Genomic DNA, 13,680 nt, shown 5'->3' on the forward strand with positions numbered 1-13,680 from the left:
CGAAGGCGGGTAGGCCGTCACTCGCTCGCCATCGGCAAGCGTTCTGGGCGTGACCAGATCCACAGGTTGCCCATGCTCATGCCGGCAATGGCCAGGAACACCGGCCAGTCGTGATCCAGCACATACAGCATCAACCCTGCACATAGCAGCATGCTGATGGTGGCGCTGACTTTGGCTTTGCGCTGGATGATTTTGCCATTGCGCCAGTTAAACAAAATGGGCCCGAACAACCGGTGGTTTTCGAGCCAGGCACTCAGGCGCGGGGAGCTTTTGGTCGCGGCCCAGGCGGCGAGCAAAATGAATTCGGTGGTGGGTAAGCCAGGGATCACGATAGCGATCAGGCCAATGCCCAGACTGACGTATGCCAGCACGCCAAACAGGAAGCGGGCGATTTTGGATGAGGATTGCGTTGGGTGTGTCATAGGCTCAAGGCGCAGAAAAAGATACTCGGTCAGCGCTCGCTGACCGAGCAGATCCTGCTTAGGCCAGTTCTGGCTCAGCAGCGTAAGCATGTTCCAGTAAAACGGTGAAACGTTCAAAGGCGGCAACGGCGCCTTTGTCCAGATCGGCTTCTTCTTCGGCGCTCAGTTCCAGGCCGTCGAGGGTTTTAACGAAGCTCTTCCAGCCTTCAGCGCGGCCACCGGCCGGTTCGCCCAAGTGGCGAGCGCCGAAAGTTTCGCTCAGTTCCAGCGCAACTGCACGCTTGATCAGGAAGGCGGCGCCAAGCTTGGAGCCTTCCGACACAAAGATCCAGCCCAAGGCTTCAGCTTTGCTCGGCGCGTGGATTGCACCCGCCACCGGAGCTGGGACCGGCGTTTGCAGGTCAGCCAGGTCTGCCTTGGCTTGTTCTGCACGGCAACGTTCAGGCAAGTCCGGGACGATTTCTTTCAAGGCGGCATCGGTGTACAGCGATTGCAGTTCCGATTGGAACAGGTATTGAGCCACTACAAAACGGGCGAAGTTTTCACGGGTTTCGAATGGCTTGTGCGCTTTGACCAGAGCGTCGAGCTTTTGATGCGGCTCGTTGGTGATCTGGTTCAGGCGTTGAGAACGCAAGGCTGGACGCTGTGCGGTTTCAGGAGTGGTCATGCAAATATCCTTGAGAATGAGATGCGCTTTGTAACTAGACGATCAAGAAGACGCATCACAGTAAAAATTCCTCACTACGAAGATAAAAAAGACTTCGTAGTGAGGTGTCCTTATCAGATGTCCCAGACCAGGTTGACCGAGAAGTTGCGGCCAGGGGCAGTCAGGCGGTCCATGTTGGCAGGGTTGAGTACGCCGGCTTCGCCCACGCTGTCGTAACCGCGCACGTCATCCCAGTTCCAGTATTTCTTGTCGGTCAGGTTGTACAGGCCAGCGTTGACGGTGACGTCCTTGGTGACTTTGTAGAAACCGGTCAGGTCGATCACGCCGTAGCCAGGCGACTTGAATTGTTTGCTGGTGCCATCGGGTGCGAAGAAAGTGGTGTTGTCCACCTGATCTTTACGCTTTACCAGAGTCCAGCTGACCAGAGCACCGTAGGTTTCTTGGTCGTAGCCCAGGCCCACTACGGCTTTGAGTGGGTTCACGCTGTTGATCGGCTCGCCGTTGTCGTCGTTTTTGCCGTGGGCATACGCCACCGAACCGCGTGTGTACAGGCCTTTTGGCGCACCGAACGCATCCAGGTTCAACTGACCTTTAACCTCGGCACCCTTGATGGTGGCGTGCTTGATGTTGTTGCTCTGGAAGGTGGTTTCGCTATAGCCAGGGGTGATGGCATCTTCGTTGATGAAGTCGCGGTATTTGTTGTAGAACACTGCCAGATCGAATGAGCCTGCATCAAACTTGCCGCGCAGACCGGTTTCGAAGCTTTTGCTTTTTTCCGGTTCCAGGTTCGGGTTGGCCGCCACTTTATAACCCGCCGCGAGGTTTTCAAAGGTGCCGTACAGCGCCTTGGCGGTGGGTGTGCGGAAACCTTCAGCGTACTGGCCGTACCAGGTGTATTGCTCGGTCAGGGCATAGGTCAGGCCGAATTTTGGCGATACGCGGTGCCAGATTTTTCTCTCGTCGCTAACGTTGGCGCGTTCATCCACCGGGATCGTGTTGAGGAACTCTTGAGTAATGTGCGGCGTCAGGCGGGTGTAGTCGTAACGCAAGCTCGGCGAAAACGTCCAGTCGTTCCAGCTGATCTGGTCCTGGGCGAACAGGCTGTAGGTGTTGATGGTCGGGTTCGGGAAGTCGCTGGACTTGACCAGGTAATCAGACGGGCTGTCGGCACCGACGGCCGTGCAGCCTCTGCCCACTTCCAGGCAGACACCCGAGCCGCTGCGCGAGCTGGTGACTTTCTGGTTTTTCAGGGTGGCGCCATAGGTCAGCAAATGATCGGTCTCACCAATGCTGAATGCCTTGTCCGCCTGTGCGTCGAGCACCCACTGCTTCTCTTGGTAGGTGGTGTCACGCGAGCGCATCACATGGCGAGTGAACGGGAAGTAGTCTTCCAGCGTGGTCTCGTCGGTTTTGGCGATTTGGTAGTTCAGGCTGGTCTTGATGTGGTCAGCCACCAAGCTGTCGACCGTCATGGTGTTGACCAGACCGAAGCGCTCACGGCTCACCGTGTCGGTGCCGGTACGCGAGCGGTACATGCCCAGCGCTTGGCCGTTGTTGAAAGGCCCGCCGACAGCGCTCTTCACATTGACGTCGTCATGGCTTTTGTACTTCTCGTAAGTGAAAGCCAGACGGTCGTCATCGTTGTAGTTCCAGCCGGCCTTGGCCAATACGCTGGTGGTTCGCACGTCTTCCGGGTTGGCCGCGGTACGGGCCAGGCCGTTTCCGCCACGATCGCCGTAAGATTCAGTGTCGTGACCATCGCGTTGGCTAAAGTGCAGCAAACCATCGAAATCACCCGAGCGACCGGCCACGGTGCCGGACTTGAGCCAGCTACGATCCGCGGAGCTGTAACCGGACTTCAAACGTGCACCTACATCCTGGCCGGGCTTGATGATGTCATCCGGGTCCAGGGTGAAGTAGCTGACCGCACCGCCAATAGCGTTGCTGCCGTACAGCACGGAGGCCGGGCCACGGAGGATTTCGACGCTTTTGATGATCTCCGGGTCAACGTAGTTGCGTTGGGTCTGGGCGTAAGGGCCGTTGAAGAACGAATCGGGGATTTCCACGCCATCAATCTGGGTCAGGATGCGGTCACCGTCGATACCGCGAATGTTGTAGCCGGTGATGCCGCCGCGCTGACCGGCGCCGCCCACTGAGACGCCGGGTTCATAGCGCACCAGATCCTTGATGGTGTTGACGTTGTCGCGGTCCAGGTCCTGGCGGTCGTGCACGGTCACGGTGCTGGGGACGGCGTTGACGTCCTGCTCGTTACGGGTGGCGCTGATGGTCACTTGCTGCAAGGCGAGGGTGCCGGAAGTGGCGCTGCGCTTTTCCAGCACGATGTTGTTGTTGCTCAACTTGCGGTAGGTCAGGTTGGTGCCGGTGAGCAGGCGATCCAGTGCTTTTTCCGGGGTCAGGGAGCCGCGCACGCCGGGCGAGGAGACATCTTGCGCCAGCTCTGCCGGCAGGCCGACCTGCCATCCGGTCACGCTGCTGAAGTCGTTCAAGGCAGACGCGAGTGGCTGTTGAGCGATTGCAAACTTGTAATTACCCACGGTGCGGCTGGCTGGCTGCGTATCGGTGGCGGCCATGACGGGTGCCGCTTGTACGCCAGCCAGAAGCATGGCGACGGTCAACAACGACAACGTGCATTGCTGCAGGCCGCCAGGGCGAACACTGGAAGAAGACCGACTGTTGGATCGAGTGGGCATTGATAGCGCTCCGAGGGGACAAGTCTTGTAGTTGCGAAGCTGACTCAAAATGCGAATCAGTTGCATTGATCACAACGAGACGAATGACCTTAGGCTATCGAGTAAAAAAAGATTGAATTAATTGAGGATGACCAGCGACGGGTATTCGGAGAGGCGGCTTGAGGTGATGTGTGCCAGCGAACGCACGATGTCCAGTGGTTGATCAAGCCGATAGTTGCCAGTTACGGCCACGTTCGCCAGCTTTTCATTGTTGTTGACGATCCAGCCTGGGTAGTAGCGACGCACTTCATCCAGGACTTTGCTCATCGGGCAGTTTTCAAACACCAATCGTCCTTCAACCCAGGCCAGGTCGATCTGAGGGTTGAGCGGTACGGTGCGGCTGAAGCCGTTTGGGCCAATGCTGACGCTGTTGCCGGCGGACAAACGCATTTGTGTGCCGATGGTATTGACCCGTAAATCAACATCGCCGCGTTGCACCCGCACCTGCGCTTCGCCATTGAGGTAGCTCACTGCAAACGCAGTGTCACGCACGCTGACGCGCACCGGGCCGGCATCCACCGTCATTGGAAATTCAAGGTTGGCCGGGATTTCGAAAAACGCTTCGCCTTTTAGCAGACGGGCGCTGGAGTGGGCATTGACCACTTTGCTGGAAAACGCCGAGTTGGTATTGAGCAGTACTTTGGAACCGTCCTCTAGCTGCAAACGCTGGCGCTCGCCCACCACTGTCAGGTGATCGGCCTGCAGGCGTAACGGCACGTTGCTGTAACTCCCTACCGTCAGCATCAGTACCGCGGCAGCGGCCACGTGCTTCCAGTGTCTGCTGATACGCCGCAACAGGCTGGGCGTACGGCGGGTTTGCAGCGTTTGTGCGGCTTCCAGCACCGGTTGCCCGTTCCAGATAGCGTTGGCCTTGGCAAACGCCTGGGCATGCGCAGGGTCAGCATTGAGCCAGAGGTTAAAATCGTTTTTCTGTTCTTCGCTCGCACACTCAAGGGTAATCAGCCAGTCCAGTGCCTGATCCATGGCGCTGTTTTTCAGCACCTCGTGCGTCGGGTCGGGCGCAGCTGATTGGTGAGTGTCCGTCACAGAAATTCCTTGGCAGTTTCGGCGCGTTGGCGTGGCATTGACGGCAAGGTTAAGGCCGATTCAGCCTGTCGGCTACCCCGATGCAGATTGCCATGATCAATTTGAGTTCCTTTTGAACGGTACTCAATGACACGTCAAGCTCTTGGGCGATCTCTTGATAACTGCAGCCATGCAGCCGGCTGAGGATAAAAATCCGCTGCTGACGGGCGCTCAACTGGCTCAGGCTCACACTCAAACGCTCCAGTAATTGCGCCGCTTGATGGGCTTCTTCCGGGGTGCTGTGGGGCGAGGCAATCCCCTCGATCACCTCGATCGGTACATCTTCAACCACCGTTCGCGCCTGGATGCGCCGGGCACGCAGATGGTCGAGCGCCAGATTGCGCGCGGTCTGATAAACAAACGGTTCCAGGTGTTCGACCGAACGCTCGTTCAAGGCACGGGTGACCCGCAGGTAAGTCTCTTGCAGCAAGTCCTCGGCGGTGCTGGGGTTATGCACCATCCGCTGTAACGTGCGTAGCAAGGTCATCCGCTGAGTGAGGAAGACTTGATTGAACTGGGACTGACTCACAGTACTACCCGACCGATTTTGAGCGAATGATAATGCTTATCATCTGTGCTGTTGGTCAAGTGATGTTTTGAATAAGCGCAAATAACTACTGTGAGGGCGGGGAGGTTTACATTAAGAGAACGCTGGCGAAGGAGCTGCCGCAGGCTGCGATCTTTTGATCTTTTAAACGATCATCGCCTGCGGTTGCTTCTATACCGAGTGTTTCACACGCGACCTTTCAAATACGCGTCGTAGTCCGGGATGCGGTGTTCGTGCGGCTGGTTCATCAGGGGGCTGCTGAGCAAATAGTCCGCAGTGCACTCATTGCTCGCCACCGGAATGTTCCAGACCGCCGCCACACGCAGCAGCGCCTTGATGTCCGGGTCGTGCGGTTGAGGCTCGAACGGGTCCCAGAAAAACACCAGCATGTCGATTTTCTGCTCGGCGATCTGCGCCCCCACTTGCTGGTCACCGCCCAACGGGCCGCTGATCATGCTTTCAATCGCCAGCCCGAGGCGCTGGCTCAACAGCAAGCCTGTGGTGCCGGTGGCGCACAGATCGTGCTGGCTGAGCGCTGCCTTGTGGCGTTCGGCCCAGTCCAGCAAAAAGCCCTTGCAGTGATCATGCGCTACCAGGGCGATGCGCTTGCGCGCCGCCAAGGTAGCCGTGGTGAAGCTGATACCGATCATCGCGTCACTCCGCGTTGTGCAGCGCCAGGCAGTTGTCGAGCATGCGGTTGGAGAAGCCCCACTCGTTGTCGTACCAAGCCAGTACTTTTAGCAGCTTGCCACTGACCTTGGTGTGGTTGGCATCGAAAATCGACGACAGCGGGTTGTGATTGAAGTCGCTGGATACCAGCGGCAGGCTGTTGTAGCCCAGCACTTTAGAGTGCTGGCTGGCCTCCTTAAACACCGCGTTGACTTCTTCCGCGCTGACCTCGCGCTTGAGTTCAACGGTCAGGTCGACCAGCGATACGTTGATCACCGGTACGCGCACTGCCATGCCGGTCAGCTTGCCGGCCAGTTCCGGCAATACCAGGCCTACCGCTTCGGCGGCGCCGGTCTTGCTCGGGATCATGTTGTGCGTGGCCGAACGCGCGCGGTACGGGTCAGTGTGATAAACGTCAGTCAGGTTCTGGTCATTGGTGTAGGCATGGATGGTGGTCATCAAGCCGTTGGCAATGCCGAATTCGCGGTTGAGGATTTGTGCCACAGGTGCCAGACAGTTGGTCGTGCACGATGCGTTGGAAATAATTTGATGCGATTGGCGAAGAATGTCGTGGTTAACGCCATAGACCACGGTCGCATCGGCATTTTTACCCGGCGCCGAGATAATCACCTTGCGCGCACCGGCAGTAAGGTGCGCCTCTGCTTTACTGCGTTCGGTAAAGTGCCCTGTGCACTCAAATACCACGTCTACATTAAGGTCAGCCCAAGGCAGTTCAACCGGATTACGAATGGCGGTTACCGCAATTCGGTCACCATTGACCGTCAGACTTTCCTGATCATGCTCCACTGTGGCGTCGAACGTGCCGTGAACGGTGTCGTACTTAAGCAGGTGAGCATTGATCGAACTGTCGCCCAGATCGTTGATTGCGACGATCTGCAAGTCCTGGCGATAGCCTTGGGTATACAGTGCTCGCAGGACGTTACGGCCGATCCGGCCAAAACCATTGATTGCGATTCGTACTGTCATTGAAAGCACCTGTCATCGATTTGTTGTTGGAATTACAAGATTATTCTCATAAAAATAGAAAACAAGCCATTTAAGTGGCAATATTTTGTTTTATCTACAACGAGTGACCTGAATCAACGGGTCCGAACGACTGAGCACGCGTCTGCGGGCCTCAGTCAGCATAGGACACGCACAGGTCGCCACATCCGTTAGCCTGGAGTTCAACACATGCATCCCCGCGTTCTTGAAGTCACCGAGCGTCTTATTGCCCGCAGTCGAGCTACCCGCGAGGCGTACCTGACGCTTATTCGTGACGCTGCCAGTGACGGACCGCAACGCGGCAAGCTGCAATGTGCAAACTTTGCGCATGGCGTGGCCGGATGTGGCGCAGAAGACAAAAACACCCTCAAGCTGATGAATGCGGCCAACGTCGCAATTGTTTCGTCATATAACGACATGCTGTCGGCGCATCAGCCCTACGAGCATTTCCCTGATCAGATCAAGCAGGCGCTGCGAGAAATGGGCTCGGTGGGCCAGTTCGCGGGCGGCACACCGGCCATGTGTGACGGCGTGACCCAGGGCGAAGCGGGGATGGAGCTGAGCCTGTTGAGCCGCGAAGTGATCGCACTGTCGACCGCCGTTGCGCTGTCGCACAACATGTTCGACGCGGCGCTGATGCTGGGGATTTGCGACAAAATCGTACCGGGCCTGCTGATGGGCGCTTTGCGTTTCGGCCACTTGCCGACCATCTTTGTACCGGGTGGGCCGATGCCGTCCGGGATTTCCAACAAGGAAAAGGCCGACGTACGCCAGCGCTACGCCGAAGGCAAGGCCAGCCGCGAAGAGCTGCTGGAGTCCGAGATGAAGTCGTACCACAGCCCCGGCACCTGCACCTTCTACGGCACCGCCAACACCAACCAGTTGCTGATGGAAGTGATGGGGCTGCACTTGCCCGGCGCCTCCTTTGTCAATCCCTACACGCCTCTACGCGATGCGCTGACCCGTGAAGCCGCACACCAAGTCACCCGCCTGACACAGCAAAGCGGTAATTTCACACCGCTGGGCGAGATCGTGGACGAGCGTTCGCTGGTCAATTCCATCGTCGCCCTGCACGCCACCGGCGGCTCCACCAACCACACCCTGCACATGCCGGCGATTGCCATGGCGGCGGGGATTCAGTTGACCTGGCAAGACATGGCCGACCTCTCCGAGGTGGTGCCGACCCTGTCCCATGTGTATCCAAACGGCAAAGCCGACATCAACCACTTCCAGGCCGCGGGCGGCATGGCATTCCTGATTCGTGAGCTGCTCGAAGCCGGGTTGTTGCACGAGAACGTCAATACCGTGGCCGGTTTCGGGTTGAGTCGCTACACCCGTGAGCCATTCCTGGTGGATGGCCAACTGGTCTGGCGTGATGGTCCGATTGAGAGTCTGGATGAGACGATCTTGCGTCCGGTAGCTCGCGCGTTCTCGTCCGAGGGCGGCTTGCGGGTGATGGAAGGCAACTTGGGACGTGGGGTCATGAAGGTCTCGGCGGTTGCGCCTGAGCACCAGATTGTTGAAGCCCCGGCGCGAGTTTTCCAGGATCAGCAGCAACTGGCCGACGCGTTCAAGGCCGGTGAACTGGAGCGCGATTTTGTCGCCGTGATGCGCTTCCAGGGCCCGCGCTCCAATGGCATGCCTGAGCTGCACAAAATGACGCCATTCCTGGGCGTGTTGCAGGATCGCGGCTTCAAGGTGGCACTGATTACTGACGGCCGTATGTCCGGTGCATCGGGCAAGATCCCGGCGGCGATACATGTCAGCCCCGAAGCCGAGGTGGGCGGTGCGCTGGCGCGGGTCCAGGACGGCGACATGATTCGTGTCGATGGTGTAAAAGGCACGTTGCAACTGCTGGTGGATGAGGCAGAATTCGCCGCACGCACCCCGGCTGTCGGCACCTTGAGCAATGCCGTCGGGACCGGGCGCGAGTTGTTTGCGTTTATGCGTCAGGCCTTCAGTTCGGCCGAGCAGGGCGCGAGTACCTTTACCTCGTCTCTGGAATCCCTGAAATGAAACTCGCCCTCGTCGGTGATATTGGTGGCACCAACGCCCGTTTTGCCCTCTGGGAAGACGAGCAGTTGCGTTCTGTCAGCGTGTTGGCCACTGCTGATTACGCGTGTCCGGAAGACGCAATCAGCGTTTATCTCAACAGTTTGAACCTGGCGCCAGGGGCGGTCGGTTCGGTGTGTCTGTCGGTCGCTGGCCCCGTCAGTGGCGACGAGTTTCGCTTTACTAACAACCATTGGCGTTTGAGCCGGTCAGCGTTTTGCGAGACCTTGCAGGTCGATCACTTGCTGCTGATCAATGACTTCAGCGCCATGGCGCTGGGCATGACGCGCCTGCAACCCGAAGACGTACGCCAAGTATGCCCCGGCATTGCGGACACCGCGCGCCCGGCAGTGGTCATCGGGCCTGGCACGGGCCTTGGGGTGGGCACCTTGCTCAACCTGGGCAACGAACAATGGATGGCCTTGCCAGGGGAAGGGGGGCATGTGGACCTGCCCATGAGCAACCCGCGTGAGGTGAAATTGTGGCAGCACATCTATAACGAAATAGGCCATGTGAGCGCCGAAAGCATCTTGAGCGGCAGCGGTTTGCCGCGCGTCTACCGGGCAATCTGTGCCGTCGATGGGCATGAGCCTGTGCTGGACAGCGACCGCGCGATCACAGCCGCGGCCCTGGAGGGCGATCCGGTGGCGCTGCAAGTGCTGGAGCATTTCAGTTGCTGGCTGGGCCGTGTGGCGGGGAACAATGTGCTGACGGTCGGCGGGCGTGGCGGGGTTTACATTGTCGGCGGCGTGATCCCGCGCTTTGCCGATATTTTTGTAAACAGCGGCTTTGCCCGAAGCTTTGCCGATAAAGGCTGCATGAGCGACTATCTCAAAGGCATCCCGGTGTGGCTGGTGACAGCGCCTTATTCGGGGCTGATCGGCGCGGGCGTGGCGTTGCAACAAGCGTTCGGTTGACTGTAGGGGCGAGCTTGTCTGGCGATCTTTTGACCTTTGAAAAGATCGCGAGGCAAGCTCGCTCCTATCCAGTGATCTTTCGTCCATAACAACAATAAGGATCAGCACCTGTGACCACACCCGGCAAATCTATTTTGCTGGTCGATGATGACCAGGAAATTCGCGAGCTCCTTGATATTTATCTCACCCGTGCCGGCTTTCAGGTTCGTACCGTGGCCGACGGCGCGGGTTTCAGGCGGGCGCTTGATGAGCAGGCCAGCGATTTATTGATCCTGGACGTCATGCTGCCCGACGAAGACGGTTTCAGCCTGTGCCGTTGGGTGCGTCAGCATCCGCGTTTTGCACAAACCCCGATCATCATGCTCACCGCCAGCTCCGATGAGGCCGACCGGGTGATCGGTCTTGAGCTGGGCGCCGATGATTATCTGGGCAAGCCATTCAGCCCCCGTGAGCTTCAAGCGCGTATCAAGGCCTTGTTGCGCCGTGCGCAGTTTTCCAGTGCGAGCACCGGTCATGAAGTCATGATGTTCGACGAATGGCGGCTCAACACTGTGACCCATCGGCTGTTCCATGCCGATGGCGAAGAGGTGATTTTGTCCGGGGCTGATTTCGCTTTGCTCAAACTGTTTCTGGATAACCCGCAGCAGATCCTGGATCGCGACATGATTGGCAACGCCACCCGTGGCCGTGATTTGATGCCGCTGGATCGTATTGTCGATATGGCGGTCAGCCGGTTGCGCCAGCGCCTGCGCGACACCGAAAAGCCGCCAAGGCTGATCCGTACGATCCGTGGCAGCGGTTATCAGTTGGCAGCTGAGGTCACCGTCGGAAATGGCCATTAAGTTTTTATCCCGTTTGCATGTCCCCCGTTCACTCCTGGGCCGGATGTTGCTGCTGACGCTGCTGGCCATTTTGCTGGCGCAGACTCTGTCCAGTGCGATCTGGCTCTCACAGTTGCGTACCACCCAGCTTGAAGGGCTGGTCAACAGCGCCAATAGCATGGCGCATTCGATGAATGCCACGGTGACGTACTTGCGCTCCCTGCCGCTGGCGTATCGCCCGCTGGTACTGGATCAAATGCGCAGCATGGGCGGCACGCGATTTGTCGTGAGCCTCAATGACAAGCCCCTCGAAATGCAGGTGCTTCCCCCATCCCAGCGCAAACAGGCGGTACTGGACGCGGTGGACCAGGTGCTACGCCAGTCGCTGGGGCCCGATGTCGATCTGTCGGTAAAGTTTGTGAGCCCCAAGGACTTACGCATCTTTAACGCCGGCCTGAAGCTCGACGAACTGCCACGCTCCTGGGCGCATTTTGCCTTGACCCTGGAGCCCGTCGATCCGCCAGTGCTGGTGACGCAAATCCAGATGGCGCCAGGGGAGTGGCTGTACATTGCGTCCTTGCTGCCACAGCCTTACACCAGCCTGGAGGAGCAAGGTCTGCCTGCGTTGCAGCTATGGTTTATTGTGCTGAGCAGCATCTTCTTGTTGTTGTTCATTGGCTTGTTGGTGCATTGGCAAAGCCGTCCGCTCAAGCGTTTGGCCAGAGCGGCTCGCGACATGTCTTTGGGTGAGGATGAGGTCCAGCCCGTGGAAGTGGGCGGAGGTAGCGAAGTGGTTGAAGTGGGGCGCGCGTTTAATACCATGCGCGCACGCATCAGCCGTTACCTGACCGAGCGCGGTCAATTGTTCAGCGCCATCTCCCATGACTTGCGCACGCCTATTACGCGTTTGCGCCTGCGCGTGGAACTGCTGGATGACGAGCAACTGCAAAACAAGTTTGGCCGCGACCTGGATGAGCTGGAAATGCTGGTCAAGGGCGCATTGCAATGCGTGAAAGACACTGACATTCACGAGAATATCGAGCCGGTGGACGTCAACACCTTGCTTGATTGTCTGATTGAACCCTATGTGCTGCCACACGGTAATGGCCACGTAACCTTGCAGGGGCGAGCAGCCAGCCCTTACCCCGGCAAACCTCTGGCCTTGCGCCGCTGCATGGGCAACCTGATTGATAACGCGCTCAAGTACGGCACCAACGCGCACTTGCGCATAGAAGACAACGAACAGGCATTTGTACTGACGGTGGACGATGAGGGGCCGGGCGTGCCCGAACAGCGCCTTGAGCAAGTATTTGAACCGCACTTCCGTTTGTCCGGGCAACAGCAGGGCTATGGCTTGGGGTTGGGCATCGCACGGAGCATTGCCCATAGCCATGGCGGTGAAGTGAGTTTGCAAAACCTGCGCACGGGCGGCTTGCGGGTGACGTTGTATTTACCGCGAATGGGCGACTGATAAAGCGCAGTGAGTACTCTCAGCGCTCCAATGCCGCTGCATGGGGTGTTTTTTAACGAAAACTCAGTGTGAGGGCGTAATGGCGTCAAAGACCGATCCGGTCTCAAGAACCTCCAACGCTGGCACAACATCCAATCGACCTTCAGGCAGCGCGCCGTTCGGTCGATATCCATCGCGTATACCGGGAAATGTCACTGGATAAGCTGCCAGGATTGATCCCTGCTTCATTGAGAACTGAAAAGAGGGATAACGCGGGATGAGGCAGAGGCTGAGAGTGAGTGGGAGCTACGAGGCCGTTTAGAGCTCGGTGTTTAGTCTTGTACGGCGTTGAAATCAGAGTCGGGTGTGGTCACTGTGGGGCGCCTTATTTATGACTGGCCGCAAAATGTCGACTGATAGACAGGCTCGCTTGCTCCGCACTGATAGGCAGCACTCGTTCCTGTTGAGAGTTTAAAGCCACTTCAGCCGCGGTCTTTTGTTCGCGGGGCTTGTACATGGCCGCCTTGATACGATTTTCGCGCACCCGCTTGCTGGTCTGGCTGAAATGCTGCTGCAGCTTTTCCATGGCGATATCGTACGGGTCACTGCACAGCGTTAATTGCCGTTCACGCTCATCCAGCGCCATTTGCTTGGCTTGCTCATCGCCATACTTATCAATGCGAAAACTCTTGCTCAGGTTGTAGCCATGAATGCGCGTGGTCGCACGCCAGTAGTCAATCTGATTGGACTGGACCCGATACACCCCAGGGTGGCCGCTGGTGTTATGTGGCATTAGTCGCTGGCGGTCTTCATAGCTGAAGGACTGCGGCATTTTCAACACCAGTTGATTGCGCAAGGCTTCGGCGGCTTCAAGGGCGCCAATCTCCCCGCCATATTCGGCAAAATCGAAGTAATGCACGTGGGCTTTGCCCGAGCGCTGGATGTCGATTTTCCAGGCGTAGGGCTGACCTTCCTTATCTTTCAGGGGGTAAATGAAGCAATGGTTTCGGGTTCTTGAGTTACGTTCTGACATGGCTCATATCTCCTGAGAGGGTCGGCATCCGTTCATTTTCTACGACGATGAGTAGGAGACTCGCTGATGTTATTTGCGGGTACAACGTGGGAAAACGACTTCGGGATGCGTCCTACAGGCAACGCGGAAAAAACTGAATCTCATAAAGAAATCGAAAGCTCTGACCCATAAGAGGATTCACGTTGCCCATACTGAAATATCGCAAGCGTCTCAACGCGGCGCGTTGATTGTCACTGGATGGTGACAATCACACGTCTGTTC

Annotated in this window: 12 protein-coding genes; 4 read left to right on the plus strand and 8 right to left on the minus strand. The window is 57.7% G+C overall.

Annotation, left to right across the window (positions count from 1 at the left end; genetic code table 11):
- Positions 1-17: 17 nt before the first annotated feature.
- The 7 genes from NTD86_RS23705 to gap all read right to left on the minus strand — a co-directional run bounded on the left by NTD86_RS23705 (position 18) and on the right by gap (position 7,128).
- A complete protein-coding gene (locus NTD86_RS23705; RefSeq protein WP_262205913.1) occupies positions 18-422 on the minus strand; it encodes a YbaN family protein in 405 nt (134 codons plus the stop codon).
- Between the two features lie 58 nt (positions 423-480).
- Positions 481-1,089, minus strand: coding sequence for a biliverdin-producing heme oxygenase (locus NTD86_RS23710; protein ID WP_262205815.1), 609 nt, complete (start codon positions 1,087-1,089; stop codon positions 481-483).
- 113 nt (positions 1,090-1,202) lie between these two features.
- Complete coding sequence (locus NTD86_RS23715; RefSeq protein ID WP_262205816.1) at positions 1,203-3,800, minus strand: TonB-dependent receptor; 2,598 nt, start codon at positions 3,798-3,800, stop codon at positions 1,203-1,205.
- Positions 3,801-3,917: 117 nt separating this feature from the next.
- A complete protein-coding gene (locus tag NTD86_RS23720; protein WP_262205817.1) occupies positions 3,918-4,886 on the minus strand; it encodes a FecR family protein in 969 nt (322 codons plus the stop codon).
- A gap of 49 nt (positions 4,887-4,935) precedes the next feature.
- Entirely contained in the window at positions 4,936-5,454 is a 519-nt protein-coding gene (locus NTD86_RS23725) for an RNA polymerase sigma factor (protein ID WP_262205818.1), read from the minus strand.
- 203 nt (positions 5,455-5,657) lie between these two features.
- Positions 5,658-6,122 (minus strand): methylglyoxal synthase, encoded by a 465-nt coding sequence (locus NTD86_RS23730; protein ID WP_262205819.1) that lies wholly within the window; start codon positions 6,120-6,122, stop codon positions 5,658-5,660.
- A gap of 4 nt (positions 6,123-6,126) precedes the next feature.
- Complete coding sequence (gene gap, locus NTD86_RS23735) at positions 6,127-7,128, minus strand: type I glyceraldehyde-3-phosphate dehydrogenase (RefSeq protein WP_262205820.1); 1,002 nt, start codon at positions 7,126-7,128, stop codon at positions 6,127-6,129.
- Positions 7,129-7,335: 207 nt separating this feature from the next.
- Between gap and edd the strand changes: the two genes are divergently transcribed.
- From edd to NTD86_RS23755, 4 genes are all read left to right on the plus strand, one after another.
- Positions 7,336-9,162: a phosphogluconate dehydratase gene (gene edd, locus NTD86_RS23740; protein ID WP_262205821.1), complete on the plus strand. Its 1,827-nt coding sequence runs from the start codon at positions 7,336-7,338 to the stop codon at positions 9,160-9,162.
- Positions 9,159-10,115, plus strand: coding sequence for a glucokinase (locus NTD86_RS23745; protein WP_262205822.1), 957 nt, complete (start codon positions 9,159-9,161; stop codon positions 10,113-10,115). Before edd ends, NTD86_RS23745 begins: the two co-directional genes overlap by 4 nt.
- Positions 10,116-10,225: 110 nt before the next feature.
- On the plus strand, positions 10,226-10,957 hold the full coding sequence (locus NTD86_RS23750; protein ID WP_262205823.1) for a response regulator: 732 nt from the start codon (positions 10,226-10,228) through the stop codon (positions 10,955-10,957).
- Positions 10,947-12,407: an ATP-binding protein gene (locus NTD86_RS23755; RefSeq protein ID WP_262205824.1), complete on the plus strand. Its 1,461-nt coding sequence runs from the start codon at positions 10,947-10,949 to the stop codon at positions 12,405-12,407. Before NTD86_RS23750 ends, NTD86_RS23755 begins: the two co-directional genes overlap by 11 nt.
- A gap of 364 nt (positions 12,408-12,771) precedes the next feature.
- Here the strand turns inward: NTD86_RS23755 and NTD86_RS23760 are convergent, their stop codons facing one another.
- Positions 12,772-13,419, minus strand: coding sequence for an AP2 domain-containing protein (locus tag NTD86_RS23760; RefSeq protein ID WP_262205825.1), 648 nt, complete (start codon positions 13,417-13,419; stop codon positions 12,772-12,774).
- Positions 13,420-13,680 lie beyond the last annotated feature (261 nt).

Origin of the sequence: Pseudomonas sp. 7P_10.2_Bac1 (assembly GCF_025465935.1) — a bacterium.
GTDB lineage: Bacteria > Pseudomonadota > Gammaproteobacteria > Pseudomonadales > Pseudomonadaceae > Aquipseudomonas.

Excerpts from the sequence above, each read along its gene's own strand:
- NTD86_RS23705 (WP_262205913.1), bottom strand. The coding sequence starts at position 422 with ATGACACACCCAACGCAATCCTCATCCAAAATCGCCCGCTTCCTGTTT.
- NTD86_RS23710 (WP_262205815.1), bottom strand. The coding sequence starts at position 1,089 with ATGACCACTCCTGAAACCGCACAGCGTCCAGCCTTGCGTTCTCAACGC.
- NTD86_RS23715 (WP_262205816.1), bottom strand. The coding sequence starts at position 3,800 with ATGCCCACTCGATCCAACAGTCGGTCTTCTTCCAGTGTTCGCCCTGGC.
- NTD86_RS23730 (WP_262205819.1), bottom strand. The coding sequence starts at position 6,122 with ATGATCGGTATCAGCTTCACCACGGCTACCTTGGCGGCGCGCAAGCGC.
- gap (WP_262205820.1), bottom strand. The coding sequence starts at position 7,128 with ATGACAGTACGAATCGCAATCAATGGTTTTGGCCGGATCGGCCGTAAC.
- edd (WP_262205821.1), top strand. The coding sequence starts at position 7,336 with ATGCATCCCCGCGTTCTTGAAGTCACCGAGCGTCTTATTGCCCGCAGT.
- NTD86_RS23745 (WP_262205822.1), top strand. The coding sequence starts at position 9,159 with ATGAAACTCGCCCTCGTCGGTGATATTGGTGGCACCAACGCCCGTTTT.
- NTD86_RS23755 (WP_262205824.1), top strand. The coding sequence starts at position 10,947 with ATGGCCATTAAGTTTTTATCCCGTTTGCATGTCCCCCGTTCACTCCTG.
- NTD86_RS23760 (WP_262205825.1), bottom strand. The coding sequence starts at position 13,419 with ATGTCAGAACGTAACTCAAGAACCCGAAACCATTGCTTCATTTACCCC.